At 48.4% G+C, this 24844-nt stretch carries 30 protein-coding genes and 2 pseudogenes; 20 read left to right on the forward strand and 12 right to left on the reverse strand.

Going from position 1 to position 24844, the window contains the following annotated elements; all coding sequences use genetic code 11:
• Positions 1-21 precede the first annotated feature (21 nt).
• Positions 22-1035 (forward strand): integron integrase, encoded by a 1014-nt coding sequence (locus tag MJ769_RS05760; protein ID WP_239235146.1) that lies wholly within the window; start codon positions 22-24, stop codon positions 1033-1035.
• 121 nt (positions 1036-1156) lie between these two features.
• Here the strand turns inward: MJ769_RS05760 and mutY are convergent, their stop codons facing one another.
• Both mutY and MJ769_RS05770 read right to left on the reverse strand, forming a co-directional pair.
• Entirely contained in the window at positions 1157-2248 is a 1092-nt protein-coding gene (gene mutY / locus MJ769_RS05765) for an A/G-specific adenine glycosylase (RefSeq protein WP_239235093.1), read from the reverse strand.
• A gap of 286 nt (positions 2249-2534) precedes the next feature.
• The gene (locus MJ769_RS05770; protein ID WP_239235095.1) at positions 2535-4034 is read right to left on the reverse strand and encodes an AsmA family protein; all 1500 of its coding nucleotides are present in this window, start codon (positions 4032-4034) and stop codon (positions 2535-2537) included.
• A gap of 274 nt (positions 4035-4308) precedes the next feature.
• On the opposite strand from MJ769_RS05770, the gene MJ769_RS05775 reads away from it, so the two are divergent.
• From MJ769_RS05775 to MJ769_RS05785, 3 genes are all read left to right on the forward strand, one after another.
• Positions 4309-4947 carry a ferritin-like domain-containing protein gene (locus MJ769_RS05775; protein WP_239235097.1) on the forward strand — a complete coding sequence of 213 codons (639 nt, stop codon included), beginning with the start codon at positions 4309-4311 and terminating at the stop codon, positions 4945-4947.
• A 32-nt stretch (positions 4948-4979) separates the two neighbouring features.
• Positions 4980-5330: a cupredoxin domain-containing protein gene (locus tag MJ769_RS05780; protein WP_239235099.1), complete on the forward strand. Its 351-nt coding sequence runs from the start codon at positions 4980-4982 to the stop codon at positions 5328-5330.
• A gap of 253 nt (positions 5331-5583) precedes the next feature.
• Positions 5584-6222, forward strand: coding sequence for a helix-turn-helix transcriptional regulator (locus tag MJ769_RS05785; protein WP_239235101.1), 639 nt, complete (start codon positions 5584-5586; stop codon positions 6220-6222).
• Between the two features lie 78 nt (positions 6223-6300).
• Here MJ769_RS05785 and MJ769_RS05790 read toward each other — a convergent pair whose 3' ends face one another.
• The 6 genes from MJ769_RS05790 to rpsT form a co-directional block, all read right to left on the reverse strand.
• Positions 6301-6789, reverse strand: a complete 489-nt coding sequence (locus tag MJ769_RS05790) for a YajQ family cyclic di-GMP-binding protein (protein ID WP_239235103.1) — start codon at positions 6787-6789, stop codon at positions 6301-6303.
• 90 nt (positions 6790-6879) lie between these two features.
• Positions 6880-7194: a pyrimidine/purine nucleoside phosphorylase gene (gene ppnP, locus MJ769_RS05795; protein WP_239235104.1), complete on the reverse strand. Its 315-nt coding sequence runs from the start codon at positions 7192-7194 to the stop codon at positions 6880-6882.
• A gap of 84 nt (positions 7195-7278) precedes the next feature.
• On the reverse strand, positions 7279-8496 hold the full coding sequence (locus tag MJ769_RS05800; protein WP_239235106.1) for an argininosuccinate synthase: 1218 nt from the start codon (positions 8494-8496) through the stop codon (positions 7279-7281).
• Positions 8497-8566: 70 nt separating this feature from the next.
• Entirely contained in the window at positions 8567-9487 is a 921-nt protein-coding gene (gene argF / locus MJ769_RS05805) for an ornithine carbamoyltransferase (RefSeq protein ID WP_239235108.1), read from the reverse strand.
• A 1-nt stretch (position 9488) separates the two neighbouring features.
• The gene (locus tag MJ769_RS05810; protein WP_239235110.1) at positions 9489-10667 is read right to left on the reverse strand and encodes an aspartate aminotransferase family protein; all 1179 of its coding nucleotides are present in this window, start codon (positions 10665-10667) and stop codon (positions 9489-9491) included.
• 421 nt (positions 10668-11088) lie between these two features.
• Positions 11089-11352, reverse strand: a complete 264-nt coding sequence (rpsT, locus tag MJ769_RS05815) for a 30S ribosomal protein S20 (RefSeq protein WP_239235112.1) — start codon at positions 11350-11352, stop codon at positions 11089-11091.
• A 238-nt stretch (positions 11353-11590) separates the two neighbouring features.
• Here rpsT and hisC point away from each other — a divergent pair, with 238 nt between their 5' ends.
• From hisC to tatC, 11 genes are all read left to right on the forward strand, one after another.
• Positions 11591-12685: a histidinol-phosphate transaminase gene (gene hisC, locus MJ769_RS05820; RefSeq protein WP_239235114.1), complete on the forward strand. Its 1095-nt coding sequence runs from the start codon at positions 11591-11593 to the stop codon at positions 12683-12685.
• Positions 12686-12706: 21 nt separating this feature from the next.
• Entirely contained in the window at positions 12707-13294 is a 588-nt protein-coding gene (gene hisB / locus MJ769_RS05825) for an imidazoleglycerol-phosphate dehydratase HisB (protein WP_239235116.1), read from the forward strand.
• A 108-nt stretch (positions 13295-13402) separates the two neighbouring features.
• Positions 13403-14038, forward strand: a complete 636-nt coding sequence (gene hisH / locus MJ769_RS05830) for an imidazole glycerol phosphate synthase subunit HisH (RefSeq protein WP_239235118.1) — start codon at positions 13403-13405, stop codon at positions 14036-14038.
• Positions 14039-14070: 32 nt separating this feature from the next.
• Positions 14071-14829, forward strand: coding sequence for a 1-(5-phosphoribosyl)-5-[(5-phosphoribosylamino)methylideneamino]imidazole-4-carboxamide isomerase (gene hisA, locus MJ769_RS05835; RefSeq protein ID WP_239235120.1), 759 nt, complete (start codon positions 14071-14073; stop codon positions 14827-14829).
• 40 nt (positions 14830-14869) lie between these two features.
• Complete coding sequence (hisF, locus tag MJ769_RS05840; protein ID WP_239235122.1) at positions 14870-15628, forward strand: imidazole glycerol phosphate synthase subunit HisF; 759 nt, start codon at positions 14870-14872, stop codon at positions 15626-15628.
• Positions 15625-16020, forward strand: coding sequence for a phosphoribosyl-AMP cyclohydrolase (gene hisI, locus MJ769_RS05845; RefSeq protein ID WP_239235124.1), 396 nt, complete (start codon positions 15625-15627; stop codon positions 16018-16020). The genes hisF and hisI overlap by 4 nt, the downstream gene beginning before the upstream one ends.
• A 3-nt stretch (positions 16021-16023) precedes the next feature.
• Positions 16024-16353 (forward strand): phosphoribosyl-ATP diphosphatase, encoded by a 330-nt coding sequence (locus MJ769_RS05850; protein ID WP_239235148.1) that lies wholly within the window; start codon positions 16024-16026, stop codon positions 16351-16353.
• Positions 16354-16450: 97 nt separating this feature from the next.
• Complete coding sequence (locus MJ769_RS05855) at positions 16451-16795, forward strand: histidine triad nucleotide-binding protein (RefSeq protein ID WP_239235126.1); 345 nt, start codon at positions 16451-16453, stop codon at positions 16793-16795.
• Between the two features lie 29 nt (positions 16796-16824).
• The gene (tatA, locus tag MJ769_RS05860; RefSeq protein WP_239235128.1) at positions 16825-17058 is read left to right on the forward strand and encodes a Sec-independent protein translocase subunit TatA; all 234 of its coding nucleotides are present in this window, start codon (positions 16825-16827) and stop codon (positions 17056-17058) included.
• A 16-nt stretch (positions 17059-17074) separates the two neighbouring features.
• Complete coding sequence (gene tatB / locus MJ769_RS05865) at positions 17075-17854, forward strand: Sec-independent protein translocase protein TatB (protein ID WP_239235130.1); 780 nt, start codon at positions 17075-17077, stop codon at positions 17852-17854.
• Positions 17854-18594, forward strand: a complete 741-nt coding sequence (gene tatC, locus MJ769_RS05870; RefSeq protein ID WP_239235132.1) for a twin-arginine translocase subunit TatC — start codon at positions 17854-17856, stop codon at positions 18592-18594. The genes tatB and tatC overlap by 1 nt, the downstream gene beginning before the upstream one ends.
• A 159-nt stretch (positions 18595-18753) precedes the next feature.
• Here the strand turns inward: tatC and MJ769_RS05875 are convergent, their stop codons facing one another.
• Positions 18754-20061, reverse strand: a complete 1308-nt coding sequence (locus MJ769_RS05875) for an IS701 family transposase (protein ID WP_239235134.1) — start codon at positions 20059-20061, stop codon at positions 18754-18756.
• 66 nt (positions 20062-20127) lie between these two features.
• Positions 20128-20403 (reverse strand): annotated as a pseudogene (locus MJ769_RS05880) (transposase); the annotation flags it as partial.
• A gap of 3 nt (positions 20404-20406) precedes the next feature.
• Between MJ769_RS05880 and MJ769_RS14720 the strand changes: the two are divergent.
• Positions 20407-20525, forward strand: a pseudogene (locus MJ769_RS14720) (IS200/IS605 family transposase); the annotation flags it as partial.
• 103 nt (positions 20526-20628) lie between these two features.
• Here MJ769_RS14720 and MJ769_RS05890 read toward each other — a convergent pair.
• Positions 20629-21780, reverse strand: coding sequence for a trypsin-like peptidase domain-containing protein (locus MJ769_RS05890; RefSeq protein ID WP_239235135.1), 1152 nt, complete (start codon positions 21778-21780; stop codon positions 20629-20631).
• Between the two features lie 363 nt (positions 21781-22143).
• Between MJ769_RS05890 and MJ769_RS05895 the strand changes: the two genes are divergently transcribed.
• Complete coding sequence (locus tag MJ769_RS05895; protein ID WP_239235137.1) at positions 22144-22890, forward strand: Nif3-like dinuclear metal center hexameric protein; 747 nt, start codon at positions 22144-22146, stop codon at positions 22888-22890.
• Positions 22891-22899: 9 nt separating this feature from the next.
• Here MJ769_RS05895 and MJ769_RS05900 read toward each other — a convergent pair whose 3' ends face one another.
• Entirely contained in the window at positions 22900-23532 is a 633-nt protein-coding gene (locus MJ769_RS05900) for a hypothetical protein (protein ID WP_239235139.1), read from the reverse strand.
• Between the two features lie 16 nt (positions 23533-23548).
• Between MJ769_RS05900 and MJ769_RS05905 the strand changes: the two genes are divergently transcribed.
• The 3 genes from MJ769_RS05905 (at position 23549) to MJ769_RS05915 (ending at position 24832) form a co-directional block, all read left to right on the forward strand.
• A complete protein-coding gene (locus tag MJ769_RS05905) occupies positions 23549-24301 on the forward strand; it encodes an IS5 family transposase (protein ID WP_239235141.1) in 753 nt (250 codons plus the stop codon).
• Between the two features lie 39 nt (positions 24302-24340).
• Positions 24341-24478: a hypothetical protein gene (locus tag MJ769_RS05910; RefSeq protein WP_239235143.1), complete on the forward strand. Its 138-nt coding sequence runs from the start codon at positions 24341-24343 to the stop codon at positions 24476-24478.
• A gap of 84 nt (positions 24479-24562) precedes the next feature.
• Positions 24563-24832 carry a hypothetical protein gene (locus MJ769_RS05915; protein WP_239235144.1) on the forward strand — a complete coding sequence of 90 codons (270 nt, stop codon included), beginning with the start codon at positions 24563-24565 and terminating at the stop codon, positions 24830-24832.
• Positions 24833-24844 lie beyond the last annotated feature (12 nt).

Consider the following 24844-nt stretch of genomic DNA (forward strand, 5'->3'; position numbering starts at 1 on the left):
CCGCAAAAACTAAATACCATATTGGAGGGCAATTATCTTTTACTACTCAGGTCTCCCAAATTCTACGTTACCAAAAAATTACTGGATCAAGTACGCGATAAAATCCGTTATAAACACTATAGTCTAAGCACAGAAAATACCTATATTTCATGGATTAAGCAATACATTATTTTTAATAGCAAGCGTCATCCAACAGAAATGGGCGCTGCTGAGGTGGAGAAGTTTTTAACCTACTTGGCGACTAAGCGTAATGTGGCCAGCTCTACTCAGAATCAGGCATTATCGGCTATTCTTTTTTTGTATCGTGAGGTGTTGGCAGTAGATTTGCCCTGGTTGGATGGTTTTGAGCGTTCCAAAAAGCCGCAGCGTTTACCAGTGGTGTTGACGTCGCTGGAGGTGCAAGCTTTATTACGCGAAACGGATGGTGCGCCAGAGCCGGTTGGGTTGATTATTAGGCTTTTGTACGGCACGGGAATGCGCTTGATGGAAGCAGTGCGCTTGCGTGTGAAGGATGTGGAGTTGGCGCGCCAGGAGATTATAGTGCGTGACGGAAAGGGCGGTAAAGATCGCGTGACAATGCTGCCAGATAGTTTGCTGGAAGCGATGCAGGTGCAGCTTGCATTGCGTCGTGAATGGCATGAGCAGGATATTAAACTGGGCAAAGCGATTGTCTGGTTGCCGGATGCGCTGGCTGTTAAATATCCGAATGCAGCGAGTGAGTGGGGCTGGCAATATGTGTTTTCCGCTAAAAATTATTCCGTTGATCCGCGCAGCAAGGCGCAGCGCCGCCATCATGTGGATGAAAAACAGGTGCAACGCTATGTTAAAAGAGCCGCTTTGGCGGCTGGTATTGCCAAGCCAACTTCGCCGCACACTTTGCGCCACAGCTTTGCCACTCATATTTTACAAGCAGGCTACGACATTCGCATAGTGCAGGAGTTGCTGGGCCATAGCGATGTTTCGACGACAATGATTTACACTCATGTTTTGAATAAGGGCGGTAAGGCAGTTGTCAGCCCACTGGATAATTTATAGTCCATATACGGTTCACGTGAGTTCAGTAAACAAAAAAAATAAAATTAGTTGAGGCATAAATTCTGCATAACAGCATGATCTTCCTGAATCGTCAAAGCCTGCTGTCATTTATCAGTGCTATTCACTTCACCCCGCGTCCTGCCTGTATCTCCTGCAAAAGTTTCCGCACCGGTGTAGGAATTGCAGCTTGCAACGCATCATCCACCTTCATCCACACCCTGCCTGGCTCCTGAATTTTCTTGGGTTTGTTTGTTACCTGCAATAGCAGTGGGGTGATATGCAGTTTGAAATGGGTGAATGTATGCGTGAATGTTGATAGTGCAAGTGTGTATTTTGTTTCCGTGCCGAAGTGTTGAAGGCAGTAGGCACCCGCATCTTCAACCTTACTTAGAAGTTTTGAATCTACCTGCGGCGGGCACCACAAGCCACCCCAGATACCGCTCCCCGGGCGCTTTTCCAGCAGGATATCAGCGCCATTAAGCAGTAGTAGAAAGGTGCTGTGTCTTTCCGGTAGCACCTTGCGTGGACGGGGCGTGGGCAGTTGAGCGACTTGGTTGTTTTGATATGCCGCGCAATCTGTTTGCAGTGGACAGAGGGGGCATTGTGGTTTACTGCGTGTACAAATCAGCGCGCCCAGATCCATCAAGCCTTGTGTATAGATCGCGACATCACGCTTTGGTAGCAGTGCTTCTGCCTGTTGCCACAGTTGGGCTTCGATCTTTTTTTCGCCCGTGTAACCTTCAATGGCATGGTAGCGCGCCAGTAAACGTTTAACGTTGCCATCGAGAATTGCACATCGTTCATGAAATGCGAATGCGCTGATGGCTGCGGCGGTGGAGCGGCCAATGCCGGGAAGAGCCAGGATGTCTTCAAATTGCTGAGGAAATGTTCCCTCATGCCGTTGCATGATGAGTTGCGCTGTGCGGTGCAGGTTGCGCGCACGCGAGTAGTAGCCCAGGCCGCTCCAGTGCGCCAATACCGCCTCTTGGCTGTCGGCGGCGAGCGCTGCGATAGTGGGAAAGCGTGCCACGAACCGAAGGAAATAGGGGGTAACGGTGACGACCTGGGTTTGTTGCAGCATTATTTCGGACAGCCATATGCGATAAACATCCGCGCCTTGCCATGGCAAGCCGTGCCGACCGTGTTGTTGCTGCCAGTCTATTATGCGATGAGCAAATAATTCTGGGCGTGGATTTTGCCGATTTTTGATCAAGGGATAAGACCGCTTTCCCATCTTAGACGGAAGGTAGGAGGAGGCATTTGATAGGCGATGAGCATGGTGTTATTTGAAAAGAATATTTAGGGAAACGCTGATTAATTCACAATCGTCGTTCCCGCGAAAGCGGGAACCCAGTTAAATCAATAAGCTGGATCCCCGCTTTCGCGGGGATGACGAGTTCATCAGCGTTTCTTTAGCTTGTCATGAAGTTGATCCTGCAACTTGGATTTGAATCATTTTTTAACGCGATCATGCTGCCCTGATTCAGATTGGTAGATAGCTAGCTGATTTTTATCGAGCCGTTATGCTTTTTCACGTCGAGGCGTACTTTTAAAAGTTTCGCATCGGAAATTTTAAGCATTCCGATCCGTATTTCGCCTCCAAGATTAAGTTTTTGCAAAGCAGCCAAATCAAATGGCTGCTGTGTCGTGGTTGGTTTAGTGGTTGCCCTCGCTGCTTTCTTGGGTAGATATAAATCAGCATCAAATTGGTCTACCTCTAAGTCGAAGCGTATCGCCGGATCTTGAAAACCATTGACTGCTACCTTGGCTTGAACCTGGCTTTGCAACAAACCGCCCGCGAGGTTGGTTTGAATGCTCTGGCGGCTGCCATCTACTTGCAAGCTTCCCTTCATTTTACCGCTGACTGATTTATTCGGCAGCTTGTCACCCGTTGCATTGACTGCGAGGGTCAGATTGGAAAGGTTGAGTTGTTGCTGCTCAAAGTTGCCCGTTGCAGGCGAGCCCAGCTTGACCTTGTATGCCTGTTCCGGTTGCTTTATATCCAGCTCTAGCGCAAGCGCGCTGCTTTTGAACGATTGAGGATTGCCGGCCAAATCAGACAGCGCCAGGTTAGCTACGATGTTGCCGATTGCACCTCCCAGCTTAGCGTGTAACGTTAATTTGTCGCTGGTAAAATTATTCTTAACCAGATTAAACACAGGTGCATCCAGCTTGGCATCGAAGGTGTTTTTACCTTGCATGCCAGTGGCGGTAACTGCTAATTTGTTCATAGAAAATTCTTGTGTGTCAAAATTCGCGTTGATATTGCCGTGAGCCTGCGCTGCCAGATTGCTGATGTCGAGTGCTGTGCCCTTGGCCTGCAATTTCAGCCCTTCCATTTGCAATAGCTTCTTATCCAGATTGAAAGTGGAGGTGGCTTTCATTTTTACGGTTAGGTCCAGCATGGGTTTGCTGGATTGAACTACTGTAGCCAAATCAATTTTGCCCGGCGCACCGTCGGCAATACGTCCGGTATTGAGGTTGAAGTCTTTCAGCACATATCGCGCACCCGTTGCTTCATCCAGATAGGTCAGCTCTGAGTTTTTCACGTGCATTGAGGCGATGTCGAATTCAAAAGGTGTTTTTTCTTCGTCAGTTTTTTTGCTAAATAAGTCGTCAATGTTGGTCTTGCCGTTCTTGAATTTAACCAGAGTTGCCTTCAGGCCACCAATCGAAATTTTGTCCACAATTAATTGATTGGATAGTAGCGGCTTTATCGCCAGCGAGACTCGCGCACTATCGATGTAAATAAATTCTTCGTCGCTCTGAAACTCCGACAATGATGCCTTGCCAATGCTGGCGCCTATGGTGGGGAAGATAGACAGTTTGATATCACCATCCAGCTTGAGAGTGCGTTGCAGTTTATCTTGCACCAGTTTGATGATCTGGGTCTTGTAATCATTGGGGTTAAATGTGGCGGCGATATAAGCTATTCCGGCTATAGCAATGGCAAGCATCACACCTGCTGACCATAAACTATATTTTAGAAGTTTTCTCATATTGCCCGTACCTGAAACATCGGCGGCAATTATAGACGATGCGCAAAATCACATTTACTGCAATATTAATTAGGATAGAGAGGCTGGTGCCATTATGTGGAAAAATTAATTGTTAATCAGTTACATAAAAGTTTAATTTGGTTTGTTTAGAGCAGTATAGCAATATATAACATATTAATATGTTGTAAGATGTTTAATGTTCGCGTAGGATGCGTTTGGTTCGCTATTGATTAACGAACCAAACATTACCAGCCACTTAATTTAGGAGACAACAATGGAAAATAGTATCAGCGTACCTGACAACTCTCGCCGCACTGCACTTAAAACAGGACTTGCCGTAAGTGCGCTTGCTGCATTAAGTTTAACCACTCTCAATAGTGCAAGTGCTAATACGAGTAGTGATACAAAGCATGACATGGCAATTTTAAACGCGGCCTTGGACCTCGAAAATCAGGCAATTTGGGCTTACGGCGTTGCAGCGGGAAAGTTAAGTGATAGCAAGGTGGGAAATGTCATTAAATCCTTGGCACTGCGTAATCAAGCCGATCACATTAAACACCGAGATATCTTTATATCCACGATTAAAAGCCTGGGCGGCACGCCGACCAACGCAAGGGAGACATACAATCTTTCTGCTTATATCAAGGCAGGGGAGGGTAATCTCGATAATGACGCCAATATCGCTAAACTTGCACTGGCATTAGAAGTGGATGCGGTGCTTGCCTACGCCAGTGCCGTCAGCAAACTGCGTACCCCCGCATTGGTGGCTGCCGGGTTGTCTATTTTGCCCGATGAGTCTGCACATGCAGCAGCAATTCGCGCGGTGTTTGGCACACTTGATCCGACGATTCACGCCGTACCGGCTGCGCAACTTAGCAAAGAAACTCGCAGCCAATGGATACTTTCCGTCTAATCAGCATGACGCGCACTATGAGGATATCCCTTATGTTACTTGCGTGGGCTTCTTTGGGGCTGGCAACTATTTCAATGACGGTGTCAGCGGCTCCTAATGAGGCAAGTAAGGAGCACTCTGCAACCAGGGCACCAATCATAGTCACGATGGATGCCTTCCAATTTCAACCCGATGAAATTGTAATAAAACGTGGGCAGAGCGTAATCTTTATTAATAAGGATGAAGTTCCTCATACTGTGACACCCGATAAAAAAGCTCACTTTATTCCTTCTGGCATCATAAAAGGTGGCGAACAACACGAAGTGTCATTTGAATCAGTAGGTGTGCAGGACTATTCATGTGATTTTCATCCCAGCATGCGTGGGCGAGTGATTGTAAAATAGCATTTACGAGTAGTTATCGGTTAGCGTTAGTTAGCTCGCATCCGGAAGCGCCTCAATATTTTACTACTCGTCGTTTAGAATGTTCGGTTTTGGACTGAATCAGCGTACCAAGCTGCCCAGTCCAAATTATTTAGTGGTCAAATGTGGGCGGGTTACTCCATTTAAGGGAGATCAAATTGGCCCTATATATGCTCTGGAGTAAAATACTAAAGTGTCGTCCCTTGAGGGGGCAAATGTTCCGAAGGAGTACTGAATGCTTGAATTATTAGGAAGTCGTCAACAAGAGCTTTTAAAACTCCTGCTAAAGCATAAGGGCGGTTTAACGTTAGAAGAGCTCTCGGAATATCTGAAAATTACCCGAAATGCCGTTCGCCAGCACGTAGCCGCATTGGAGAACAGCGGGATAGTCACCCAAGGGGTGAGCCGCCCTTCTGGTGGGCGTCCAGAACAGCTTTATGTACTTACTGATGCAGGCAAGGAGTTCTTTCCGCGTAACTACTCTTGGTTTGCCCAGCTAATGGTTGAATCAATTGCTCAAGAATCTGGGGTAGCAGGGTTAAGGGAAAAATTGAATGCAATGGGAGTAAGCGTTGCTCAACAGTTACTCAACCAAAATGTAATGCTCCAAACACGCGAGCAGAAGGTAGAAAAGCTTTCTGAGGTGATGGAAGAGCTTGGCTATAACACGGGGAGCTTCAGTGTTAATGGCGACACGCCTACAATTGAAGCGGATAACTGTATTTTTCACAATCTAGCCATGAAAAATCCAGAGATTTGCCAGTTTGATCTGGCGTTGTTATCAACCTTTACAGATAGTTCGGTTAATCACGAAGAGTGTATGGCTAAAGGTGGTAACGTATGTCGCTTCAAATTTAATGCTAAAGTGAAATGAATTATTTGTAGTGGCCGTGTATTAAGGAAATACTTGGCAAGAACGTGCAGCAAAGTTTAATTTCGTAATGATATCTTTTCAGTCGCGAAAGTTTTGGTATTGCAGCGGAAAGTCAGTGATGGAAGTGCGTATCAACTGGATGGCAGCTTGCAGATCGTCGCGCTTACCGCCAGTTATGCGCACCGTGTCGCCTTGGATACTGGCCTGTACTTTCATTTTACTGTCCTTGACGAATTTGACGATTTTTTTCGCCAGATCAATTTCCACTCCCACCTTTACGGTACAGGAACGCTTAATCTTGTTACCGCTGACTTTCTCAATTTTTTCACTAATTTCCAGGCACTTGATGTCCACGCCTCGCTTGGTAAGTTTGGCATTAAGAATATCCTGCACCTGGTTTAGCTGAAATTCATTATCAGCATGCACGGTAAGTACCAACTCTGCCTGTTCCACGCGTGCGTCAGAACCCTTGAAATCAAAGCGCGTCCCAACTTCTTTGTTGGTCTGCTCGACTGCATTTTTAACTTCCGTTTTATCCACTTCGGATACGATGTCGAATGATGGCATTGCAGCTCTCCTTAAATTTTATCTACTTAACCTTCTTTTTCAGACGGAGGAAATGCTTGATGAGGGGGCGCTACGAGTGGATCCAATTCGCTAACCAAAACTGCAAATGTAATTGATCGCATCCTGTGCATGAATTTCAAAGCTGCTATCCGCAGCCACACTGAACTGCATACCGGCAGTGTATGTTTTGGCAGCGGTCTCGCCTGCTAATTTAACTTGACAGGTACCACTGGTAATTTCCATTAGTTCCGATGTTTTGACGTTAAAAGTGAGCTGGCTGCCAGGCATTATCACGCCGAGTGTCTTGCGTGTGCCATCCGGGAATAGGACGGAGTGTGACACGCACTTACCGTCGAAGAACACATTGGCTTGCTTAACGACGCTAACGTTATCGAATTGGGACATGGATGCTCCTAATGTGGAATGAGATTATTTATTTAATATTCTTCATGAATCATCGAAGACATAAAGTATTTCGAACAGATGCTACTATTCTAGCTTCGCCGCAATGCGCATTCTAAGCGCGTTCAGCTTGATAAATCCGGCGGCATCCTTCTGGTCGTAGGCACCCTTGTCGTCTTCAAAAGTAGCGATATTCGGGTCGAACAACGAATCTGTTTTGGAATCGCGACCCACCACGATGACATTGCCCTTGTATAGCTTGATGCGCACCCAACCGTTAACTTTTTGCTGCGTGTGATCTATTAGCGTTTGTAGTGAGAGGCGTTCTGGACTCCACCAATAGCCGTTGTAAATCATGCTGGCGTAGCGCGGCATCAGGTCATCTTTCAGGTGTGCAACTTCACGGTCTAGTGTGATGGATTCTATTGCGCGATGTGCCTTGAGCATGATGGTTCCGCCGGGGGTTTCATAACAGCCGCGTGATTTCATGCCGACGTAGCGATTCTCTACCAGATCAAGACGGCCAATACCGTGTTTGCCACCCAGCTTATTAAGCATGGCAAGTATCTCAGCCGGGCTCATTTTCGATCCATTAAGGCTGACAATGTCGCCGCGCTCGAATTCAATGTCGAGATATTCTGCAGCGTCTGGCGCTTGCTCCGGTGATACAGTCCAACGCCACATGCTTTCTTCTGCTTCGGCGGAGGGATCTTCCAGATGGCGACCTTCAAAGCTAATGTGCAGCAGGTTTGCATCCATGGAATAGGGTGATCCGCCCTGCTTGTGCTTCATATCTATGGGGATCGCATTTTTTTCAGCGTATGCCATTAGTTTTTCGCGCGAGAGTAAGTCCCACTCGCGCCATGGCGCAATTACCTTGATGTTCGGGTTAAGTGCGTAATAGCCTAGCTCAAAACGCACCTGATCGTTGCCCTTGCCGGTGGCGCCGTGCGACACCGCTTGTGCGCCAGTTTGTCTGGCAATCTCAATTTGGCGCTTGGCGATTAGCGGGCGCGCGATAGATGTGCCGAGCAGATATTCCCCTTCATACACGGTGTTGGCGCGGAACATCGGAAAGACAAAGTCGCGTACGAATTCGTCGCGCAGATCGTCGATAAAAATATTTTCCGGCTTGATGCCGAACTGCAACGCTTTTTTGCGTGCGGGTTCGAGTTCTTCACCTTGACCAATATCGGCCGTGAAGGTCACGACCTCGCACTGATAGGTATCCTGTAACCATTTCAGGATTACTGAGGTATCCAGCCCGCCTGAGTAGGCGAGGACAACTTTTTTTATTTCACTCATTTTGTTTTTCTCTGTTGAATAAACCACTGATGAAAATTTTGATGCACAAACACACCCTGAATATCTGCTATTAGGTATTTACATTACCTAATAGCAGATATTCCATCAGTGCTTTTTGTACATGTAGTCTATTTTCTGCCTCATCCCATACCGCGCTTTGCGGGCCGTCAATGACGGCGGCGTCCACTTCTTCGCCGCGATGTGCCGGCAGGCAATGCATGAATAGCGCATCCGGTTTGGCGACGGCCATCATTTCTGCATCTACTATCCAGTCGGCAAATGCTTTGTGACGCGCATCGTTTTCGCGCTCAAAGCCCATGCTGGTCCAGACATCGGTGGTGACCAGGTCGGCATTGCGTGCCGCGTCCATTGGGTCAGCAAATTCCTCATAGTGGTCTTCACCGAATAGTCCGGCACGTTCTGGCTCAACTTCATAACCAGGAGGAGTGGAAACATGGACGTTGAAGTCGAACACCTCTGCTGCTTGTAACCAGGTATTGCACACATTGTTGGAATCGCCGATCCACGCTACAGTTTTGCCCTGAATGGAGCCACGCTGCTCGATATACGTGTAGATGTCAGCCAATATTTGACAGGGATGGTATTCATTGGTCAGGCCGTTAATCACCGGTACTCTCGAATTTTCAGCAAATCGTTCGATGATCTCCTGTTCGAAAGTACGGATCATGACCAGGTCACTCATGCGAGAGATAACTTGTGCCGCGTCTTCTACCGGCTCACCGCGCCCCAGTTGCGAATCACGCGTGTTGAGGTAAATGGCGTTGCCGCCAAGTTGTTGCATGCCTGCCTCAAACGAAAGGCGCGTACGCGTGGAGCTTTTCTCAAAAATCATCACTAACGTGCGATCTGTTAACGGATGATAGAGCTGGTAGGTTTTGAAGCGTTGCTTGATGATGCGCGTTCGAGCGAACATGTGTTCGAACTCTGCACGGGTAAAGTCTTTGAACTGTAAAAAATGTCTAATGTTCACGTTATGCACCTTCCGTCAGGAAATTGGTAATCAGCGGGCATAGCTTATCCAGCAATTGCTGCGCTTCTGCAGACGTGAGCACCAATGCGGGTAGCAACCTGATAACTTTGTCATCGGTGACGTTGATCAATAGTTCTTGCGCCAAGGCTTGTTTAACCAGCTCCCCGCAGCTCCTGTTCAGTTCAATGCCGATAATGAGCCCCTGCCCTCTAATTTCCACCACGCCAGCCACTGTGGCCAAGCGTGTGCGTAAGCTCTGCAGTAGAAATTCGCCTACCGTAGAGGCATGCGCAACCAGCTGGTCTTCTTCCATTATCGCCAGCGTGGTTAGTACAGCTACACATGCCAATGGATTGCCGCCGAAAGTTGAACCATGATTGCCCGGCTTGAAGGTGCCTGCCGCCTTGCCAGCGGCCAAGCAGGCACCAACAGGGATGCCGGAGCCGATACCTTTGGCTAGTGTCATTACGTCCGGCAGGATGCCAGTATGCTGGTGGGCGAACCATTTTCCGGTACGGCCAATACCGCATTGCACTTCATCCAGCATCAGCAGCCAGTTGTGCTGGTCACAGATTGTGCGCAGTTGCTCGAGATAATGGATATCCAAGGTGCGGATTCCGCCTTCACCTTGAATGGGTTCGATCAGCACCGCTACGACATTGGGGTTATGTTCAGCGACCTGATGTATAGCATCCAGGTCATTATAGGGGACGCGCACAAAACCCTTTACCAGCGGCTCGAATCCCGCCTGTACTTTACGGTTGCCTGTGGCGGACAGTGTAGCCAAAGTGCGGCCATGAAACGCTTTCTCCATTACGATAATCGCTGGATTATCAATTCCTTGTTGATGACCATAGAGACGTGCTAATTTGATCGCAGCTTCATTAGCCTCACAGCCAGAATTGCACAAGAACACCTCTTGCATGTTAGTCAGCGCGGTCAGCTTGTCGGCTACAATTTCCTGCTCGCTTATCTGATATACATTGGAAACGTGCATCAGTTTGCTGATCTGCTCCTTAAGCGCCACAGTTAAGCGTGGATGAGCATGTCCCAGAGTGTTGACAGCGATACCGGACAGCGCATCAAGGTAGCGCTTACCATTGCTATCCCACAGCCAAACGCCATCCCCGTGCGTGAAGGCGACTGGCAGGCGAGTATAGGTGTTCATTAAGTGTGACATATAATAGATAGAATGACATACGGCGGCATGGCCGCCGTATTGAGTTAGAGAAAGCGCGTATATTGAGCTAAATTGCCTAGATTGCGCAAGTGGAAATTAAAATTGCACTTTATTAATAAGGCTCGCGTTTATACATTCAGCGACAAACGAACGGCACACAGCGAGTAGCAAAGTCGCAATTTTGGACGTCAAAACATTCACAAAATGGTGAAAAATACTTGCCAGAAGGAATCGCGAAGAATAAAAGGTGCTCAGCTTCGCAATGCTATGATTAACCTGCGCAATTGAACATTATAGTTTGCGCAGGTTCGCTTGGATGTTCGTTGCGGGTGATCTATGTGATTCATAATTTTGTCGAGTGAAAACTGGAAGAGCCGACAGCAAATGCTGTCGGCTCTTCTTTAGAGTGCGTGTAGTACGTTTAAGCCATTGCCTTAATAGCAGCAGATAGACGACTTTTGTGACGTGCAGCCTTGTTTTTGTGGATGATTTTTTTGTCGGCGATCGTATCTACAATGCTGGTGGACTCGATGAAAACGGCTTGTGCCACAGCCTTGTCGCCAACTTCAATGGCTTTCGCCACTTTTTTGATTGCAGTACGAAGTTCAGAGCGCAAGCTCGTGTTATGTTCGCGCTGTTTATCCGCTTGTCTCGCGCGTTTTCTAGCTTGTGCAGTGTTTGCCATGGCAACTCCTTAGAGAATTTCTCTTGCAATAAAAAAGCGAATTATACGAAGGCTTGTCAACTTTAGCAATTATTTGTTTTTTCGATACAGTACAGCGAGTAAATAAACTGCCCAGACTTGTAGTGCATGGCTGACCGGGTTAACTCCGCGTTTGAAAAATATCAACGTCAAAGGAAATTTGACCAGAAAGTTGTGCGATTTAGGATAAAATGCCGTTGTCTATCAGTATCTATAATTCATGTCTTCTACCAATATTGTCGCAACCCCTGAAAGCTTGCTCCGCCAAGAAGTGCTTGATCTGAAAGCCTACCCTGTGCCCAACAGTGCTGGCATGGTCAAGCTGGATGCGATGGAGAATCCTTATTTATTACCGCAGTCATTGCGTGAGGAGATCGCTCGTTTGGTGGCGGACGCCGCCATCAACCGATACCCTGATGCAGACGCTCAGCAGCTAAAGGCCAGCATCCGCGCCGTGATTGGCTTGCCACAAAGCTTGGATATTCTGCTCGGAAATGGGTCGGATGAGATTATTCAGTTGTTAGCACTTGCAGTCGCTAAACCGGATGCTACATTATTGAGCGTTGAGCCATCATTTGTGATGTACAGAATGATTGCAACTTTCACTGGAATGCAGTATGTCGGCGTACCACTGACAGAAGATTTTGCGCTGAATTTACCCGCCGTGCTGGCTGCCATGCAACATCACCGGCCTGCGCTAGTATTTTTGTCCTATCCAAATAATCCCACTGGAAATCTGTTTGATGCGGAAGTTATTGCTCAAATTATTGAGGCTGCTCCCGGTTTGGTGATTGTAGATGAGGCCTATTATGCTTTTGCCAATGCTAGTTTGATACCAATGCTGACGTGTTACCCTAATTTGCTGGTAATGCGCACATTCTCCAAGCTTGGCATGGCTGGTTTGCGACTGGGGTTTTTAGTGGGTAGCAAGGCGTGGATAGCGCAGTTAGAAAAGCTTCGTTTACCTTATAATGTAAGCGTGCTGACGCAATTGGTGGCGGAAAAATTATTGCGGCATCACGACGTGTTGTTGTTACAGTCTGAGCAAATCAAGCAGGATCGTGTTTGGTTGTATGAACGTTTGGTTGGGGTGGCAGATGTTCGGCCCTATGTAAGTAATGCCAATTTCATCTTGTTCCGTGTGATGCATGCTGATAAGATTTTCAATGAACTGAAAAAGCGGGGTGTGCTAATCAAAAACTTGAATAAAGCCCACCCGCTTTTGGTTGACTGTTTGCGTGTTACGGTGGGTACTCCACTGGAGAATGAGCAGTTTATCCAGGCTTTGCAGGAAAGTATTCACCAATTTAATTAGGCTATCCTTATAGAGAAAATTATGCGTAGTGCTCACGTTACTCGTAACACACTGGAAACTCAGATCACCATCAAGCTGGATTTAGATGGTAGCGGCAAGGTCAAATTTGATACTGGCTTGCCTTTCCTCGAGCACATGCTTGATCAAATTGCACGTCATGGCATGATCGACTTGGACATTGTTGCCAAGGGTGACTTGCATATTGATGCGCATCACACAGTCGAGGATATAGGCATCACTTTTGGTCAGGCTTTCAGCCAAGCGGTAGAAGACAAAAAAGGATTGCGTCGCTACGGCCACGCTTATGTGCCATTAGATGAGGCGCTGTCACGTGTAGTGCTGGATATTTCCGGTCGTCCCGGCTTGGTGTTTAATGTGGATTTTACGCGTTCCAACATAGGTGAGTTTGATGTGGACTTGGTTCATGAGTTTTTCCAGGGCTTTGTCAATCATGCGCTCGTGACATTGCATATCGACAATTTGGTTGGTAAAAATGCTCACCACCAGGCGGAAACAGTGTTTAAAGCATTTGGCCGTGCTTTGCGCATGGCGCTGGAGCTCGACCCGCGTATGGCAGGCATGATGCCTTCCACAAAGGGTACGCTGTAAAGCTTCTCAAGGCGCTTCAATAAACAAAGTAATAAATGAGATATGCGGTTATTACAGTCGAGTGTTGTATGCTATGAATTATAAATTTATAAAGCCCCATATTCAGTTATGGTAGACATCGCGATAATTGATTACGGCATGGGCAATCTACGCTCGGTGCAGCAAGCATTGCACACCGTTGCGCCTGCTGCGTCTATTGTGGTGACCGACGACCCGCAAGAAGTTGCACAGGCGACGCGCGTGGTTTTTCCTGGCCAAGGTGCAATGCCAGATTGTATTCGCGAACTGGAGGCGCGAGGGTTGCGTGCAGCAGTGCTGCATGCCGCGCAGTCCAAGCCTTTTCTCGGGATATGTATCGGCTTGCAAATGCTGTTTGAACACAGTGCGGAAGGCGATATTCCAGGATTAGCCATCTTGCAAGGCAAGGTGATGCGCTTCGCTAGCAATTTGTGCGATGCACAGAATAACAAGCTGAAGGTGCCGCATATGGGGTGGAATCAAGTGCAGCATGGCAATCATCCTTTATGGGAAGGTATAGATCAAAACGCGCGCTTTTATTTTGTGCACAGTTATTATGTATGCACAGAGGATACACAGCTCGTGCAGGCTACTAGTTGCTATCCACAACCGTTTGTTTGTGCCGTGGCACGTGATAACTTATTTGCCGTGCAGTTTCACCCAGAGAAAAGCCAAGATGCCGGCTTAATGCTACTGAAAAACTTTGTAAATTGGGTGCCTTTTTAATTTTCTATTGTTCATAATTGTATTGTGCTGCCATGTTGATAATTCCCGCGATTGATTTAAAAGATGGACATTGTGTACGCTTGCGCCAAGGGCTGATGGAAGACGCCACGGTGTTTTCCGAAGATCCTGCAGCGATGGCGCTACATTGGTTAAAGCAGGGCGCGCGCCGTATGCACTTGGTTGATCTGAATGGCGCTTTTGCCGGCAAACCTAAGAATGAGGCAGCTGTCCGCAGCATCGTGGAAGCGGTAGGGCTAGATGTGCCAATTCAGTTGGGCGGTGGTATTCGCGACCTGGAAACAATAGAGCGCTACCTTGATGTTGGAGTGGCCTATATAATTATAGGTACCGCAGCGGTGAAGACTCCGGGCTTTCTGCATGAAGCCTGTGATGCTTTTCCAGGTCATATTATGGTCGGGCTTGATGCCAATGCTGGGAAGGTGGCAGTGGAAGGCTGGTCTAAGGTAACTGGGCATGACGTGCTAGATCTAGCTAAGCGTTTTGAAGGTTATGGCATTGAAGCCATTATTTACACTGATATTGGGCGTGACGGCATGTTATCCGGCGTTAATATTCCTGCCACTGTAGAGTTGGCGCGTGAACTTACTGTGCCAGTCATTGCCAGCGGCGGTATCACCAATCTCGACGATGTGCATGCGCTGTGTGCGGTGCAGGACAATGGTATTGTTGGTGCGATAACTGGCCGAGCCATCTATGAAGAGACGTTAAGTTTTGCCGCAGCACAAAAGTTGGCAGATACATTAACTGAAAATAGGAACGAGAAGAGCTAAGTGTCGGGGTTTCCATTTTTCTTTCACTCACTTAAATAATATGCTTGCCAAACGTATCATTCCTTGTCTAGACGTAACCGCTGGTCGCGTAGTCAAGGGCGTCAATTTTGTTGAGTTACGCGATGCGGGCGACCCGATAGAAATCGCGCGCCGATACGACGAGCAAGGCGCAGATGAGTTAACTTTTCTTGACATAACCGCCAGTTCAGATGACCGAGGCATTCTGTTTCGTATCATTGAGCAGGTGGCTAATCAGGTTTTTATTCCTCTCACTGTGGGTGGCGGTGTTCGCCAAGTGGAAGATGTGCGCAACTTGCTTAATGCGGGTGCCGACAAGGTAAGCATTAATACGTCTGCTGTGCTCAATCCGCAACTGGTGGCGGACGCGGCAGGGCGCTATGGTTCGCAATGTATTGTGGTGGCAATAGATGCCAAACAGGTACAGCCTGGCCATTGGGAGGTGTTCACTCATGGCGGACGCCAAGCTACCGGCCTGAATGTTGTGGAATGGGCTAAAAAAATGCAGGCACTCGGTGCGGGAGAAATTCTGCTTACCAGTATGGATCGTGATGGCAGCAAAATTGGTTACGATTTACAACTTACTCGCGCGGTGACGGATGCGTTGGAAATCCCCCTCATTGCCAGCGGCGGCGCGGGCACTCTGCAGCACATGGTGGACGGTGTGAAACTGGGCGGCGCGGATGCAGTGTTAGCAGCCAGTATTTTTCACTATGGTGAATACACAATACAACAAGCCAAGCAATATATGGCGCAACAAGGTATTGAGATGCGGTTATGAACGATACCTGGTTGGATAAAGTAAGCTGGGCGGCTGATGGTTTGGTGCCGGCCATCGCACAGGATGAAGGCACAGGTTGTGTGCTGATGATGGCGTGGATGAACCGTGAAGCTTTTAATCTTACCGTCCAGACGGGCGAGGCGACATATTGGTCGCGCTCGCGTAAAAAGTTGTGGCACAAAGGCGAAGAGTCCGGCAATATTCAGCGGGTGAAGGAAATCCGCCTTGATTGTGATGGCGATGTGGTTTTATTGAAAGTGGAGCAGGATGGGGGAATAGCCTGCCATACTGGGCGAGCCAGTTGCTTCTTTAGTCGTTTAGAACAAGGTAAGTGGGTGGAAATTGACCCAGTGCTGAAAGCGCCCAACGAAATTTACCAGAAGAAATCATAAGTGATGAGAAACGACATTCTTCAAAAATTGATGGAAACAATTGTTGAGCGCAAAGGTGCAGCAGTTGAAAGCTCATACGTAGCCATGCTGTGTAGCAAAGGCGAAGATGCCATCCTCAAAAAAGTTGGCGAAGAAACCACTGAAGTGCTGCTGGCCGCTAAAAGCGGAGATAATCAACATTTGGTATACGAAACCGCTGATCTGTGGTTTCATTGCATGGTATTGCTGGCGCAGCGTGGCTTAAGCGCAAACGATGTGCTGGAGGAGTTGGCGAAACGAGCAGGGGTTTCTGGACTTGATGAGAAGGCCGGTCGTAAGGATAACGCCCACTAGTGTATGTTTCTTGCGAGGCGGCAATTTACAGATATAGTATTTCTACTGCTTCCCTTTATCAGGTTACCAAGGGTTAGAGCGAGGGTGCGGAGGGAAAATGGATAACTGCATTTTTTGCAAGATAGTTCGCGGTGATATACCTTGTCGAAAGGTGTATGATGACGGCGATTTACTTGCCTTCCATGATATTAATCCAGTCGCGAAGGTGCACTTCATGCTGATCCCTAAGTTGCACTTGGGATCGCTGATGGATGCCAATGAGAGTCATACGGCGCTACTGGGGAAAATGTTGTTGCTGGCGCCTAAACTGGCAAAAGAACAGGGGTTGAATAACGGCTTTCGCACCATCATAAACACTGGAAAGGGTGGAGGGCAAGAAGTATATCACCTGCATATTCATATCATTGGCGGAAATATTCCACCCATGGTACGGCAAGATTAACGCCACTTAAACTTTTAGGAGAAATAAAAATGGGTTCATTCAGTATTTGGCACTGGTTGGTTGTATTGTTAGTCGTTATTCTCATATTTGGCACTAAGAAACTGCGCAACATGGGTAGCGACCTAGGAGGTGCGATGAAGGGCTTTAAGGAAGGTATGCGCTCGGATCCAGAAGTGCCTATAGATGACACTCAGAAGAAAGTGGAACAGTCTGGTCAGACCATTGAAGGTGAAGTTAAAGACAAGAGTCATACCAACGCGTAGTCTGGACTGAGCAGCCATGTTTGATGTTGATTTTTCCGAGATAATGGTAATTACGGTGGTCGCATTCATCGTCATCGGCCCTGAGCGCCTGCCAAAGGTAGCGCGTACACTTGGTCATTTGTTGGGCCGCGGGCAGCGCTACATCAGCAGTGTCAAGGCGGACATCGTGCGGGACATAGGCATTGAGGAGATGCGTCAGTTGCAAGAGAAGGTGCAGAATGAATATAAGAGTGCCGCAGATGCAGTGAATCAAGTCACTCAATCTCTTAATCAGCATGCGCAAGAAGTCACACAATCTCTCAATCAGCAAGTTGAGAAGGCTAGAGAGGGCGTCAATCAAGAATCGCAATTGAATTTTGAAGTGCAGCCTACCCAGCAGCAGGTCAGCTTAGAGAAACCAAGTGCTCCCAAGCCTAGCGAAAGAGATAAGGGTTCGCCACAATTGAGTAAGCAGAGTGGTGGCGATACCGAAGGCACGGTGCATACGAGTAGCGAGAAATCGGCAGAAGAAGTTGAATTTAAAACGATTTCATCAGCTTATCAAGAGGCGACACGTAATTTATATGCTAAGCAAGAGGCAGCACGTATTTTGCATATTCAGGAGGAAAAGCTACGTCAGCAGAAGCAAAAAGAAGATCAGCAAGTCAGCAGCAATAACGATCAGATGGTGCCGAAGGACGAGTTAGTTCAGCAGCCTAATAGTGCCATAATTCAACCTAAACAAGCCGGTGTGCAGCACCCTGCACAACCCGAGTTGCGAATCACTCCCGAGCAAACAAGACTCCCTATTGATTAATGAGTACTAACGAAACCTTCGTTTCTCACCTGCTCGAATTGCGGACGCGCCTTCTATATGCTTTTGGAGGGCTATTGTTGGTATTTATATGCCTTGTTCCGTGGGCAGGTGAACTTTATGCGTTACTCGCGGAACCGATGATCGCTAAGTTGCCAGCAGGTGGGCAGATGATCGCCATTGATGTTATTACCCCGTTTTTTGTGCCACTTAAAGTCGCGATGATGGCGGCATTCCTTATTTCATTACCTTACATATTGTACCAAGCTTGGCTTTTCGTTGCGCCTGGAATGCACAAACATGAAAGGCGCCTGATGTTGCCACTCATTACAGCCAGTGTGGTGTTGTTTTTTTTCGGCATGGCATTTGCATATTTCTTGGTGTTTCCCGTGGTATTCGGTTTTTTCAGTAGTGCAGCGCCACAGGGTGTCGCGGTGATGACCGATATTGACAAATACCTGAGTTTCGTAATGGGAATGTTTCTTGCCTTTGGGCTTACCTTCGAAGTGCCGGTGGCAGTGGTGGTGTTAGTTAAGATGGATATGATAAACATCGCTAAGCTCAAGGAAATCCGGCCTTACGTTATTGTTGGGGCGTTTATTCTCGCCGCTCTTGTCACCCCTCCTGACGTGGTGTCGCAGTTCATGCTCGCCATACCGTTGTGGCTATTGTATGAAGTGGGAATCATAGTGGCGCGGCTGATGACAAGGGACTCGAAAGAAGTCGAAACGAAAAACGGATAATCACCTCCCTTATTTCAGTTTCATGAAATAAATATGCGCACCCAGCTAATCTTACTGTGTCACAAATGTAATCTTAGGCTTACCCAATTACAATGCGGGCAATGACCCAAGGCGCTTGCGAGAGCGACGCTCAAGTACAGGCGTAGTGTTGTGATCGAGTCAGGTACGTGACGCTGCGCGCGCTGGGCTACCCCGAGGGACGCAATCTTTGGGAACGGCAGGCACTTGGCGTTCGGCGAAGTTTTTTTTACCGCTGGTATCGCATCCAGCCTTGAGTCGTTGCGCCATCAGGAATCCATAAGCTGCGATGCTCAGCGTGGCGTGATGGTGAAACCCGCGCCAGTTCCTTCCTTCGTAGTGACTTAGTCCGAAGTCCTGTTTCAAGTCCTGATAGTCCCGCTCGATGCGCCAGCGCATCTTGGTGACAAACACCATTTGCTCCAGTGTGGCATCGCTCGGGGCAGTAGTGAGAAAGTATTTTGTCGGCTCGGTTTCATCTTCAGGCCATTCGATCAGCAGCCACTCCTCGGGGCGCATTTCTGACCCAAGATAATCCCGGTGGGCGGGACGGACGCGCACTACGGCGAAACGGGATGAGAGTTCGCTGTTGCTGCCCTCCCGCCAAGCGACCATGCGCCAGGTTTTTCTCGGCAATGCCAGAGCCAATGCCTTCACCGCCACCGGTTCATTGCCGTGTTCCCGACGTAGTCGCGTTGGGCGTATGCCATGACCGGGCCAGGGTTTGGGCGGTAGCGGTAGCGGTGCAGTCCCCGGTGCCCATACCGTTGTGGCTGGTCGAATGCCGACCGCGTAGAACATGCCCATTTCAGTGATGCCATCCCGAAAGGCGGTTTCATCACCATAACCGGCATCTGCCAACACCACACCCATGGGCACACTCGCTGCGATGGTTTGGCGCATCTGTTCCAAGGCAATCTCGGGTTTGGTCGCGAATACAATGTTCTCTGGAACCCCCGCTGCCTTACGACGCTCCGCATCGCCTGCCCAGTCTTTGGGAAGGTAGAGTTGGTACGCGATGGGAATGCTGCCCTGAACGCTTGCCAGTGACAGGCTGACCGCCACCTGGCAATTGTCTTGTTTGCCCAACTGGCCGCAATACTGGCGGGCGACTCCAACCGAATGTTTGCCTTTTTTGGGAAAGCCGGTGTCGTCGATGATCCAGTAACAGCCGCTATCAAGCCCGAGTGCCGGTACGACCCAGTCGCGCACGCCAGCCATGATTGCCGAGTCAGACCACTCGGACTTGGACACAAAGTGATGCAAGGCTTGGTGCCGTGCGCTAGCGTGCAATGGGTCAATGCGTGCCGCTATGGGTTCTACGCTTTTGCGTGACAAGGGCAACATCAGGCCGGTGCAATACCCGCTTAACCCAGCGTGTCGGTCAGCATGGTTGAGCCTTTCAGACAAATGATCTATATAGCGATTGAACTCCTTGATTGTGTCCATCTTGCCATCTGTCAGTAACTATAAGGTGGCAATTATACCTTTTTTATGACACAGTAAGACTAATTATCAATCACAAAGATTAAACCACCCTTGGATTCTCATTCGAAGTGCAACATTCAGTGCTGGCTTCGCCCATGTGCTGGGTTGTCCAAAGAATACCTCATGCGGCGTTTTCCAGTCCAGGCATTTTCTAGGCCGATGGTTCATTTGGTTGATGGCGAATGTGACTTGTTCAGGGGTCACGTTCAGCAGGTTGGTGCTCTTGGGGAAGTACTGGCGGATTAAGCCATTGGTGTTCTCATTCAAGCCACGCTCCCACGAATGGTAAGGATGGGCAAAGAAGACAGGCACTTTTGGGCGAGAGGGTACTTTTTTGCATCGGTAGGCCAGATGACGGAAGAAATGATATAGCAATATTGGCGCATCGTTTTGAGCCTAAGCCAAACGATGATTTTAAAATGGAACCCGATTTGGACGCGTCGTTTAGGCGACGCGTATCCGGACTTTCAGTCCGTAATTCAAACCCTCCGGCTTTAGCCGATGGTTGTTTAGTTGTTTTATGGGGCATTATTCCAGTTTTTTCGGCCTAGGTCTCTTGCCAAGCTTGACTTGCACAACTACCTCACGCTGATTGCGCAGCAACTTGAATACGACGACCTTGCCAGGCGGCAAATTGGAAATGGTTTCCAGCATGGTGCTGGAATCTGTTAGCAACTGTTTGTTGTCTATCATGGTGAGAATGTCGCCAGCACGTACCCCAGCGTTGTCTGCGGGACTGCCATGCACAACTTCCGAAATTAACACTCCCTGTATTTTGCCGAGCTTAAGTGATTCCGCTAGTTCTGGCGTGAGCTCCTGCATTGCTACACCGACCCAGCCGCGTGTTACCGAACCGCTTTGGATAATCTGCTCCATAATTTTTTTTGCAGTGCTGACAGGAATAGCGAAACCGATACCAAGTGATCCACCATTGGGCGAGTAAATCGCGCTGTTAATGCCGATCAGGTTGCCATTTACATCTACCAGCGCGCCACCTGAGTTACCTGGGTTAATTGCTGCGTCGGTCTGGATGAAGTTTTCGAAAGTGTTTAGTCCGAGGTGATTGCGTTTCACTGCACTGACAATGCCCATTGTCACCGTTTGACCCACGCCAAATGGATTGCCGATAGCCAAAACGATATCACCTACTTGCGATTGGTCTGGGTGGCCAAAGGTGATGGCTGGGATAGTGCCAGGCAAGTCGATCTTGATGACGGCAAGATCGGTTTCTGGGTCGGAACCAATAATTCGTCCTTTAGCCTTGCGCCCATCGGCCAGAGCCACTTCGATCTGATCGGCAGCTTCAACCACGTGATGGTTGGTTAGGATGTAACCATCATGGCTGATGATGACGCCAGAACCTAAGTTAGAGCCCCGTTGTGGAGGATTCTCTTCGCCAAAAAAGAAGCGGAAGCGTGGGTCATCTATGAATGGATGCGAAGGTTTCTTTACATCGGTGCTAGTAAAAATATTAACCACAGTGGGCATAACTTTGCGTGCCGCAGCGCTGTAACCTGCTGTAGGAACTTGGGAGGTGCTTGAGTTTACGTTTTCATGCACTGTGACAATGCCGTTACGCGAAGCAGAGGGCAGAAGACTGGGCTTCAGGGTGCTAATGATAAATACAATAGCCAGCCCGACAGTGGTGGCTTGTGCAAATAAGAGCCAGAATTTACGCATGATGTAACATGTTTTATTTTATTCAGAGAGCTATCGATCTAACTCAATGCTTTATAAATCCTAGTGAGGAACTATTGAGGTTGATGAGTATGGCAAAATATACTGCACCTTGCGAGTCGCACTTATGTGTTGAGAAAATATTATGAACGATGAGTAAAGTAATTCATTCATCTAATTACACTGTATCATTAGATAGCAAATAATAAAAGTGATTTTACTGTAACTAAATGAAAAATATAATTAAATTTGTAATTAAAAGGTTAAGATTGTTGTATCACTGCTCATTTTTTTAAAAAATGAAAATTAAGATTCGGCTTGGCCGATTTAAAGTAAAGTCAGAATAATTAATTTGAAGAGAACGTCATGTTGCTAAATGATTTACGCGATTATATCGCAAGCCTGCTGGAATCCGATCGTTTTCGTGACTACTGTCCAAATGGCGTTCAAGTGGAAGGCAAGGCAGAAGTCCGCCGCATTGCCAGTGGTGTAACGGCCTCGCAGCGTTTACTGCAAGCAGCCACTGCATGGAATGCAGACGCTATTCTGGTACACCATGGATATTTCTGGCGTAATGAAGACGCTGCTGTGACTGGGATTAAGAAACAGCGTATTGCGCATTTACTTCAACATGATGTGAGTCTGCTAGCGTATCATCTGCCGCTGGATGCGCATGCTAAACTTGGCAATAACGCGCAACTCGGTCAGCTCTTGGGCTTTATGGAACATGGCCGCTTCGGCGAGCAGGGCATTGCTTGTTATGGGGAATTGGCACAAGTAGAAACATTGGCACAATTGACTCAGAAAATTGCACATAGCTTGCAGCGTCCGCCGCTAGTGATCGGTGAAGGTGGCTCCATAATACGCAGAGTCGCTTGGTGTACTGGTGCGGCGCAAGGATATTTCGAAGAGGCGATAGCACTGGGCGTGGATGCTTTTCTCACCGGCGAAATTTCTGAGCAAAATGTTCATGAGGCGCTGGAAACGGGTGTGGCATTCATTGCGGCCGGACACCATGCTACTGAACGCTATGGAGTGCAGGCTTTAGGTACGCACCTCGCCGAGAATTGCGGTATAGAACATCGCTTCTTCGAAATTGAAAATCCGGTGTAAGTGCAAACGTTAACGCTCGAGGTTTGCGCGCAACTTGTCGAGCGATATCGCTGAAATTGCAGCATTTCGCGAAGATTGACGTAGCGTTGTGTTGGCCAAGTGTAAAGCTTCGCGATGCGTCATCAGCAAATTTTGTATTAAGCTGGCAGCTTCGTTTAACAGTGAATCCGCAGCAGTGGAAAACCGCAGAAGGAAATCCATGTCGCGCGGGTAATATGACGTCCATTGCCAAGCTAGGAAACGATCGTTGCTCTTAAATCCTGCCTCCTGAAAAGTATGCCGTAGCGTGTTAATGGCGCTTAACTGTTTTTGCTCGAGTGTAGGCGTAGCACTCCACATCAGTCCATAGTAAATACGCAGGGTATCGCCTAGATATTGCTGCTCCAGCAGGGGGCACAGGTAGAGCTTTTGTTCTGCTTCAGGTTGTAGGTACAGTCCAACCAAGCACTCAGTTGCATTGCGGTCTTCAGTGGTTGATGCGCGCCAGCCCGGCGCATACGCTACGATACGTTCGCTTAATGCTAGCCAAAAGTCGTGGTTTAATTTCCGGCGTGTTCCATCCACCTGATTTGCCACACTGAGTGCCAATGGCAAGTTTTCTTTTTGTGCGAAAAAATTTAATACGGCTTGCTCTTCGTTCATCTACTGATCCTCCAAATTGGACATAAAGTATAAGGGTACTTCTATAAATCCCCCAATTTTTTCAAACGACGAAAGTTCACTACGCCTAAAACAGACACAGCCATTCGACGCCCCCCACCCCATGCAAAATGGCCTGTTTGACCTTCAAAACCGTTACGCCAGCCTGTCTGAAGCAGGCGACTCTCTGGAGCGGCTCAACGCCGTCATTGACTGGGAGATGTTTCGCTCCATTTTCTCCCGCATCGACCCCACAGAGCGCAAAAGCGCAGCCGGACGCAAGCCCACCTGCCGTGTGCTCATGTTCAAGATGCTCATCCTGCAACGCCTGCACAACCAGTCAGACGAGCGCCTGCAATACCCAGTCAGCGACCGCCTGTCTTTCATGCGTTTTCTCGATCTTGAACGGGCAGGCAACGTACCTAATGCCCGCACCGTGTGGACATTTCGTAAAGCACTCAAACAGCACCAACTGACTGATGCCTTGTTCGAACGACTGAATCAAGCGCTGGCTGCGCCAAGGGTCGAACTCAAGAGCGGTCAGATCATTGATGCCACTTTTGTCCCCGTGCCTATCCAACTCAACGGATGCGAGACCAACGCCATCATCAAGGCCGATGCTATCCCCATCGGGTGGGGCAAGACCCCGGCCAAACGGGCGCAAAAAGACTGTGATGTCCGCTGGACGAAGAAAGGCGGGCAAAGCCACTATGGCTACAAGAATCCCATCAACATCGACAAGGACACCAAACTCATCAACGCCGCCACCTGACCCGCCTCCAGCAACCATGACAGTCAGGTGCTCGATGGGGTGCTGCGCGACGAGGCGACAGGCGGCAAAGAAGTGTGGGCAGATAGCGCCTACCGTTCAGACGAACAGGCGCAAAGCCTCAAGGGAAGTCGGCACGAGAGCCGGATTCATGAACGTGCCTATCGCAACAAACTATAGACCGAAGCACAAGCGCTGAGCAACACAGAGAAATCGCTCGTTCGTGCACGGCTCGAGCATGTCTTGGGTGCTATGGAAAACGACATGGGCGGTATCTTCCTGCGCAGTATGGGTGCAGCGCGCGCCAAGGTGTGGGTGGGCTTGATGAACTTGACGTACAACCTCAAGCGCATTGAGACGCTGATTCGTTTAAAGGTGTTTGACTTCGACAGGATAGGTGCGCCTGTCGCGCAGGCAAAGGCAAAAAAAAAGGGGGTGACCACTCAAAATAGCCGACATCGGCTGTGGGGAAATAAACAAACCGCAGTAGATGTTGTAAGTCTCACCGGAACATTATCAAAAAATGAAATTTGATGACGGCAGGTG

The organism is Candidatus Nitrotoga sp. BS (assembly GCF_927797785.1).
GTDB lineage: Bacteria > Pseudomonadota > Gammaproteobacteria > Burkholderiales > Gallionellaceae > Nitrotoga.

Coding starts and splice junctions, on each gene's coding strand:
- MJ769_RS05770 (WP_239235095.1), bottom strand. CDS start 4,034: ATGAGAAAACTTCTAAAATATAGTTTATGGTCAGCAGGTGTGATGCTT.
- MJ769_RS05775 (WP_239235097.1), top strand. CDS start 4,309: ATGGAAAATAGTATCAGCGTACCTGACAACTCTCGCCGCACTGCACTT.
- MJ769_RS05780 (WP_239235099.1), top strand. CDS start 4,980: ATGTTACTTGCGTGGGCTTCTTTGGGGCTGGCAACTATTTCAATGACG.
- MJ769_RS05785 (WP_239235101.1), top strand. CDS start 5,584: ATGCTTGAATTATTAGGAAGTCGTCAACAAGAGCTTTTAAAACTCCTG.
- MJ769_RS05790 (WP_239235103.1), bottom strand. CDS start 6,789: ATGCCATCATTCGACATCGTATCCGAAGTGGATAAAACGGAAGTTAAA.
- ppnP (WP_239235104.1), bottom strand. CDS start 7,194: ATGTCCCAATTCGATAACGTTAGCGTCGTTAAGCAAGCCAATGTGTTC.
- MJ769_RS05800 (WP_239235106.1), bottom strand. CDS start 8,496: ATGAGTGAAATAAAAAAAGTTGTCCTCGCCTACTCAGGCGGGCTGGAT.
- MJ769_RS05810 (WP_239235110.1), bottom strand. CDS start 10,667: ATGTCACACTTAATGAACACCTATACTCGCCTGCCAGTCGCCTTCACG.
- rpsT (WP_239235112.1), bottom strand. CDS start 11,352: ATGGCAAACACTGCACAAGCTAGAAAACGCGCGAGACAAGCGGATAAA.
- hisC (WP_239235114.1), top strand. CDS start 11,591: ATGTCTTCTACCAATATTGTCGCAACCCCTGAAAGCTTGCTCCGCCAA.
- hisB (WP_239235116.1), top strand. CDS start 12,707: ATGCGTAGTGCTCACGTTACTCGTAACACACTGGAAACTCAGATCACC.
- hisH (WP_239235118.1), top strand. CDS start 13,403: ATGGTAGACATCGCGATAATTGATTACGGCATGGGCAATCTACGCTCG.
- hisA (WP_239235120.1), top strand. CDS start 14,071: ATGTTGATAATTCCCGCGATTGATTTAAAAGATGGACATTGTGTACGC.
- hisF (WP_239235122.1), top strand. CDS start 14,870: ATGCTTGCCAAACGTATCATTCCTTGTCTAGACGTAACCGCTGGTCGC.
- hisI (WP_239235124.1), top strand. CDS start 15,625: ATGAACGATACCTGGTTGGATAAAGTAAGCTGGGCGGCTGATGGTTTG.
- MJ769_RS05850 (WP_239235148.1), top strand. CDS start 16,024: ATGAGAAACGACATTCTTCAAAAATTGATGGAAACAATTGTTGAGCGC.
- MJ769_RS05855 (WP_239235126.1), top strand. CDS start 16,451: ATGGATAACTGCATTTTTTGCAAGATAGTTCGCGGTGATATACCTTGT.
- tatA (WP_239235128.1), top strand. CDS start 16,825: ATGGGTTCATTCAGTATTTGGCACTGGTTGGTTGTATTGTTAGTCGTT.
- tatB (WP_239235130.1), top strand. CDS start 17,075: ATGTTTGATGTTGATTTTTCCGAGATAATGGTAATTACGGTGGTCGCA.
- tatC (WP_239235132.1), top strand. CDS start 17,854: ATGAGTACTAACGAAACCTTCGTTTCTCACCTGCTCGAATTGCGGACG.
- MJ769_RS05875 (WP_239235134.1), bottom strand. CDS start 20,061: ATGGACACAATCAAGGAGTTCAATCGCTATATAGATCATTTGTCTGAA.
- MJ769_RS05890 (WP_239235135.1), bottom strand. CDS start 21,780: ATGCGTAAATTCTGGCTCTTATTTGCACAAGCCACCACTGTCGGGCTG.
- MJ769_RS05895 (WP_239235137.1), top strand. CDS start 22,144: ATGTTGCTAAATGATTTACGCGATTATATCGCAAGCCTGCTGGAATCC.
- MJ769_RS05900 (WP_239235139.1), bottom strand. CDS start 23,532: ATGAACGAAGAGCAAGCCGTATTAAATTTTTTCGCACAAAAAGAAAAC.
- MJ769_RS05915 (WP_239235144.1), top strand. CDS start 24,563: ATGGGCGGTATCTTCCTGCGCAGTATGGGTGCAGCGCGCGCCAAGGTG.